This is a genomic window from Streptomyces sp. SID3343 (assembly GCF_009865215.1).
Classification (GTDB): Bacteria; Actinomycetota; Actinomycetes; order Streptomycetales; family Streptomycetaceae; genus Embleya.
In genome coordinates, this window is record NZ_WWJX01001211.1 from 1 (window position 1) to 6,917 (window position 6,917).

The 6,917-nt window shown below is 63.3% G+C and carries 2 protein-coding genes and 2 rRNA genes; 3 read left to right on the forward strand and 1 reads right to left on the reverse strand.

All coding sequences use genetic code 11. The annotated features are described in order from the left end of the window. Positions 1-198: 198 nt before the first annotated feature. From GT354_RS38280 to GT354_RS38290, 3 genes are all read left to right on the forward strand, one after another. Positions 199-3,325, forward strand: a 23S ribosomal RNA gene (locus tag GT354_RS38280). Positions 3,326-3,454: 129 nt separating this feature from the next. Beyond that, positions 3,455-3,571: ribosomal RNA gene (gene rrf, locus GT354_RS38285) — 5S ribosomal RNA — on the forward strand. 336 nt (positions 3,572-3,907) lie between these two features. Then, on the forward strand, positions 3,908-5,641 hold the full coding sequence (locus GT354_RS38290; protein ID WP_161360993.1) for a thioester domain-containing protein: 1,734 nt from the start codon (positions 3,908-3,910) through the stop codon (positions 5,639-5,641). A gap of 273 nt (positions 5,642-5,914) precedes the next feature. Here the strand turns inward: GT354_RS38290 and GT354_RS38295 are convergent. Continuing rightward, a partial coding sequence (locus GT354_RS38295; protein WP_161360994.1) for a DUF58 domain-containing protein occupies positions 5,915-6,917 on the reverse strand: 1,003 nt, incomplete at its 5' end.

Consider the following 6,917-nt stretch of genomic DNA (forward strand, 5'->3'; position numbering starts at 1 on the left):
CGGGCACGTTGTTGGGTCCTGAGGGAACGGGCCCGGCCCCACACGCCAAGGCGTGTTGGGGCTGGTCTGTTGTCTCGGGAAGGTTCCGATCCTCGGACGAATGGTGAACCACCGGACGGTTTGTTCCGGTAGGCCTGTTCGGATGTTCGTGGGAATCGGTTGTTGTTTGAGAACTGCACAGTGGACGCGAGCATCTGTGGCCAAGTTGTTAAGGGCGCACGGTGGATGCCTAGGTACCAGGAACCGATGAAGGACGTGGGAGGCCGCGATAGGCCCCGGGGAGCTGTCAACCGAGCTGTGATCCGGGGGTGTCCGAATGGGGAAACCCGGCAGTCGTCATGGGCTGTCACCCGCACCTGAATATATAGGGTGTGTGGAGGGAACGCGGGGAAGTGAAACATCTCAGTACCCGCAGGAAGAGAAAACAACCGTGATTCCGAGAGTAGTGGCGAGCGAAATCGGATGAGGCTAAACCAGTCACGTGTGATACCCGGCAGGGGTTGCGTGGTTGGGGTCGTGGGAGTGTGCTTGATCGGTCTGCCGGCCGGTCGGCGAGTCAGAAACCGTATGTGTAGTCGAAGGACATGCGAAAGGTCCGGCGTAGAGGGTAAGACCCCCGTAGACGAAACATGTACGGCTTGCTTGCGCATTTCCCAAGTAGCACGGGGCCCGAGAAATCCCGTGTGAATCCGGCGGGACCACCCGCTAAGCCTAAATATTCCCTGGTGACCGATAGCGGACTAGTACCGTGAGGGAAAGGTGAAAAGTACCCCGGGAGGGGAGTGAAATAGTACCTGAAACCGTGTGCCTACAAGCCGTGGGAGCGTCGTCATTCGTGCTTGCGCGGGTGGCCGTGACTGCGTGCCTTTTGAAGAATGAGCCTGCGAGTTTGCGGTGTGTGGCGAGGTTAACCCGTGTGGGGAAGCCGTAGCGAAAGCGAGTCCGAACAGGGCGATTGAGTCGCGCGCCCAAGACCCGAAGCGGAGTGATCTAGCCATGGGCAGGGTGAAGCGCGGGTAAGACCGTGTGGAGGCCCGAACCCACCAGGGTTGAAAACCTGGGGGATGACCTGTGGTTAGGGGTGAAAGGCCAATCAAACTCCGTGATAGCTGGTTCTCCCCGAAATGCATTTAGGTGCAGCGTCGTGTGTTTCTTGCCGGAGGTAGAGCACTGGATTGTTGATGGGCCTCACCAGGTTACTGAGATAAGCCAAACTCCGAATGCCGGTAAGTGAGAGCGCGGCAGTGAGACTGCGGGGGATAAGCTCCGTGGTCGAGAGGGAAACAGCCCAGAGCACCGACTAAGGCCCCCAAGCGTGCGCTAAGTGGGAAAGGATGTGGAGTCGCACAGACAACCAGGAGGTTGGCTTAGAAGCAGCCACCCTTGAAAGAGTGCGTAATAGCTCACTGGTCAAGTGATTCCGCGCCGATAATGTAGCGGGGCTCAAGCGCACCGCCGAAGTCGTGTCATTCGTGCATTAAGCCAAGCCTTCGTGGTTCAGGCGTACGGATGGGTAGGGGAGCGTCGTGCAGCGAGTGAAGCCGCGGTGGAAACCAGTGGTGGACGCTGCACGAGTGAGAATGCAGGCATGAGTAGCGAATCACACGTGAGAAACGTGTGCGCCGGATGACCAAGGGTTCCTGGGGCAGGCTAATCCGCCCAGGGTAAGTCGGGACCTAAGGCGAGGCCGACAGGCGTAGTCGATGGACAACGGGTTGATATTCCCGTACCCGCTTTGACGCGCCAGCGCCGAACCTCGTGATGTTAAGGCCGTGAAGCCGCCGGGATCCTTCGGGTGAACGGTTTTGGTGGAGCCGCCGAACCAATCGGGTAGTAGGTGAGCGATGGGGTGACGCAGGAAGGTAGTCCAGCCCGGGCGGTGGTAGTCCCGGGGTAAGGGTGTAGGGCGTTGTGTAGGCAAATCCGCACAACACGAGCCTGAGACCTGATGCCGACCCGATTGTGGGGAAGTGGATGATCCTATGCTGCCGAGAAAAGCCTCTAGCGAGTGTCAGGGCGGCCCGTACCCCAAACCGACTCAGGTGGTCAGGTAGAGAATACTAAGGCGTTCGGGTGAACTGTGGTTAAGGAACTCGGCAAAATGCCCCCGTAACTTCGGGAGAAGGGGGGCCATTGTTGGTGAGGAGACGTGCTCTCCGAGCTGGTGGTGGCCGCAGAGACCAGCGAGAAGCGACTGTTTACTAAAAACACAGGTCCGTGCGAAGTCGTAAGACGATGTATACGGACTGACGCCTGCCCGGTGCTGGAACGTTAAGGGGACCGGTTAGCTCTTCGGGGCGAGGCTGAGAACTTAAGCGCCAGTAAACGGCGGTGGTAACTATAACCATCCTAAGGTAGCGAAATTCCTTGTCGGGTAAGTTCCGACCTGCACGAATGGCGTAACGACTTCTCGACTGTCTCAACCACAGGCCCGGTGAAATTGCACTACGAGTAAAGATGCTCGTTTCGCGCAGCAGGACGGAAAGACCCCGGGACCTTTACTATAGCTTGATATTGGTGTTCGGTTCGGCTTGTGTAGGATAGGTGGGAGACTGTGAAGCTTTGACGCCAGTCAAGGTGGAGTCGTCGTTGAAATACCACTCTGGTCGTGCTGGATGTCTAACCTGGGTCCGTGATCCGGATCAGGGACAGTGTCTGGTGGGTAGTTTAACTGGGGCGGTTGCCTCCTAAAGGGTAACGGAGGCGCCCAAAGGTTCCCTCATCCTGGTTGGCAATCAGGTGTCGAGTGTAAGTGCACAAGGGAGCTTGACTGTGAGACCGACAGGTCGAGCAGGTGCGAAAGCAGGGACTAGTGATCCGGCGGTGGCTTGTGGAAGCGCCGTCGCTCAACGGATAAAAGGTACCCCGGGGATAACAGGCTGATCTTCCCCAAGAGTCCATATCGACGGGATGGTTTGGCACCTCGATGTCGGCTCGTCGCATCCTGGGGCTGGAGTAGGTCCCAAGGGTTGGGCTGTTCGCCCATTAAAGCGGTACGCGAGCTGGGTTTAGAACGTCGTGAGACAGTTCGGTCCCTATCCGCTGTGCGCGTAGGAGTCTTGAGAAGGGCTGTCCCTAGTACGAGAGGACCGGGACGGACGAACCTCTGGTGTGCCAGTTGTTCTGCCAAGGGCATGGCTGGTTGGCTACGTTCGGGAGGGATAACCGCTGAAAGCATCTAAGCGGGAAGCTTGCTTCGAGATGAGGACTCCCACCGATTTAGGTCGGGTAAGGCCCCCGAGAGACGATCGGGTTGATAGGCCGGGTGTGGAAGCCCTGTAAGGGGTGGAGCTGACCGGTACTAATAGGCCGAGGACTTGTCCTCAGTTGCTACGCGTCCACTGTGTGGTTCCCGAACCGCAATCGGTTTCGGGGAACCCTGTTTGGTAATTGAATCACCGCATGTGATTTCTGGTTCGCCGTTGTCTCGGTTGATATCGAGGTTCGATGGTTTTCCGGTGGTCTTGGCGGAGAGGAAACGCCCGGTCTCATTCCGAACCCGGAAGCTAAGCTCTCCAGCGCCGATGGTACTGCACTCGAAGGGGTGTGGGAGAGTAGGACGCCGCCGGAATTTACGTGTGGAAGGCCCGTCCCCTTTACGGGGGCGGGCCTTTTGCGTTTCCCGGGAGGGCGTGAGTTCGCCCACAGTCCAACCGGTCTTGTGTGGGTGAAACGGCGCCGAGCGGCCGGATACTCGTCATTAATCGGGACAAATACTAATAAGCAATTAGTCGACTCAATAAGAGATGTCTCAAGGGTTGGGAATCGGGACAAAGTTGTTGCCTTCACGAATTGACTGGCGAAGGCATTGTCACGATTCTTGCCTTCAGCGGCCCAGGGGTGGGGTGCCCGGTGACAAGCCCGGGCAACGGGGCCGCCTTCTTTTCTTGAGGAGATACGTTTTCCTATGTTTCGGACACAGCGGGTCATAACCCGCGCGGGGTCGATCGGTGTCGTCACCGGCCTGGCTGCGGTAGCCGTCATCGGCCTGTCGCCTGCCGCCTATGCCGACCCGGCGGCTCTCCGCTTCCAGGGGCACGTCGCGGGCACGGAGAGTTCGGTCGTTCTGAAGGGCCAGGGGTCCCAGACGACCGAGCTGATGGTGCTCGGCACCAAGCCCGGTGCTCCCGAGGTGCTGGTGTACTGCATCGACCTCGAGACCGGCGTCAACGGCAATGTGGACTATCGCGAGGGGACCTGGGCCGACTCCTGGCTCAAGGACACCGCGAAGGTCGCGAAGATCAACTGGGTGCTGAACAACTCGTACCCGAAGGTGAACGACCTCACGGCCTTGGGCAAGGCCGCCGGCTTGAAGAAGAACGAGAAGCTTTCCGCCAAGGAGGCCGTCGCGGCCACGCAGGCGGCGATCTGGCACTACAGCAACGGCGTCGACGCGTCGAGCTGGAACGACGATGACGTTGTGGCGCTTTACAAGTACCTGACGGGTGGCGCCAACGCGGGCCAGCCGAACGAGCCGGGCGCATCGCTCGAATTGTCGCCGTCGACGAAGAGCGGCAAGGACGGTGACACTCCCGGCGTCGGGCCGGTCACCGTCAAGACCACGTCGACCGAGCCGGTGGCGGTCAAGCTCAACGGCACCGTGCCGGCGGGCGTGTCGCTGGTCGGCAAGGACGGCAACGCGATCACCACCGCGGCCAACGGCACCGACCTGTTCGTCAAGGTGCCCAAGAGCCAGCAGCCCGGCAAGGCCGAGATCTCGGCCACCACCAAGGCCGGCGTCAACATCGGCCGGGTCTTCGTGGCCAAGGACCGCAAGCACTCGCAGACCCTGATCACGGCCGGCTCGCAGCCGTTCTCGGTGAGCGCGTCGGCCTCGGTCAACTGGAGCCACCAAGCCGTTCCCGTTCCGTCTTCCGCTGCCAAGGAAGAGTGTGTCCAGGGCGGTGTGACGATCACCCTGACGAACGCCGGTGACGCGCAGGCGGACTTCACCGTCAACAGCACCAAGGTGCAGGTGCCGGCCAACTCGTCCAAGACGCAGTTCGTGAAGGTCGTCGAGGACAGCGACTACAGCATCAAGGTGACCGGTCCGGTCGGCTACACCCAGACCTACACCGGCAAGCTCGACTGCGTCGAGACGCCGACCACGCCGACCACCCCGCCGACCACGGTTCCGCCGACCACCCCGGCCACGACGGCTCCGCCGACGGTCCCGCCGACCTCGGCTCCGCCGACCGTGCCGCCCACGACGGCCCCGCCGACCACCCCGGCCACGACGGCTCCGCCGACCGTGCCGCCGACCTCGGCCCCGCCGACCGTGCCGCCCACGAGCGCGCCCCCGACGGTGCCGTCGACCACCGCGCCGTCCACCACCACGCCGCCGACCACGTCGGTGCCGTCGACGTCGGCTTCCGCCACGGCTTCGCCGTCCGCGTCGGCTCCCGAGCCCACGTCGAAGCCCACCACTCCGGCCAAGCCGATCGTGGTGCCCGGTACGGACGACAAGCCGATCGTGGTCCCGTGGCTCCCGGTCGTGCCCGTGAGTGACTCCAAGGACCTCGCCAACACCGGTGGCGACGACTCCAACACCGTCGTCATCGCCGGCGTGGCCGTCGCGCTGCTGGCCGCCGGTGGCGGGGCGCTGTACCTGAACAAGCGTCGCGGTCGTACGCAAGCCTGATCCCGACCGACGACAAGGACCTGAGAACGACGGCCGGAGAAAGAGCGGCCTGAGCGCAACGGTCTGAGAACAGCGGTCTGAGAACGACAGTCCGACGACAAGAGCCCCGCCGTCTCGGCGGGGCTCTTGTTCGTTTTTCCGAGAACGCTTACGGATTGCTTTGCGGGTCGCATCGGGGGGGCCGTGTTCGTGGGTGTCGCATTTCCCTGCCGGTGACGCCCTTGGACCGGTTCGGTGAAGTGCGCAGGCGACTTACCGAGAACGAGTCGACGGTTACAGTCGGCCGGCGAGTTTCAGGGCGAGGTATGTGTCCGTCAACGCCGAGGCGAGTGTGGTCGGTGCGGCGTCGACGACCGTGACGCCCTTTCGGCGCAGGTCCGCCGCGGTGGCTCGGCGCTCCGCGAGTTCCTTTTCCGCGGCTGCGGCCTCGTAGACCGACGCCGGGTCGCCGCGACGGGCCGCCATCGCGGTGATCGCCGGGTCGGCGACGGCCGCCACGACCACCGCGTGGCGGGTCGTCAACTGCGGCAGGATCGGCAGAATGCCCTCCTGTACCGCTTCCTTCTCCAGGCCCGTGATCAGCACGATCAGCGAGCGCCTCGGCGAGCGGCGGAGGATTTCGGCTGTCATGCCCGGGGCGTCGGGTTCGACGAGTTCGGGTTCGAGCGTGGCCATCGCCTGGACGAAGGCGGGGAGGATGGCGTTCCTGGGGGCTCGGCGGACCTCGGCGCGGACCCTGCGGTCGTACGCGAGGAGGTCGACGCGGTCGCCCGCGCGGTTCGCCACCGCGGCCAGGAGCAAGGTCGCGTCCATCGCGGCGTCCAGGCGGGGGATGTCGCCGATGCGGCCCGCGGAGGTTCGGCCGGTGTCCAGGACTACGAGCACGTGCCGGTCGCGCTCCGGGCGCCACGTGCGCACCACGACGCCCTGGTTGCGGGCGGAGGCGCGCCAGTCGACGGACTTCACGTCGTCGCCGGGGACGTATTCGCGCAGGCTGTCGAACTCGGTGCCGGCGCCGCGCGTGAGCAGGGCCGAGCGGCCGTCCAGCTCGCGGAGCCGTTCGAGCTTGGCGGGGAGCAGTCGGCGGCTCGGGAAGCCGGGCAGGACGCGCACCCGCCACGGGATGTCGTGCGAGCCTTGGCGGGCGGCCATGCCCAAGGGGCCGACCGAGCGCACGGTCACCCGGTACGCGTGCCGGTCGCCTCGGCGGGTGGGGGTCAGCGTGGTGGTGAGCCGGCGGCGTTCGCCGGCCGGGACGGCCAGGGCGTGGCGTTGG

Bases quoted from the DNA above. Each gene is read 5' to 3' on its own strand.
- GT354_RS38290 (WP_161360993.1), top strand. From the start codon at position 3,908: ATGTTTCGGACACAGCGGGTCATAACCCGCGCGGGGTCGATCGGTGTC.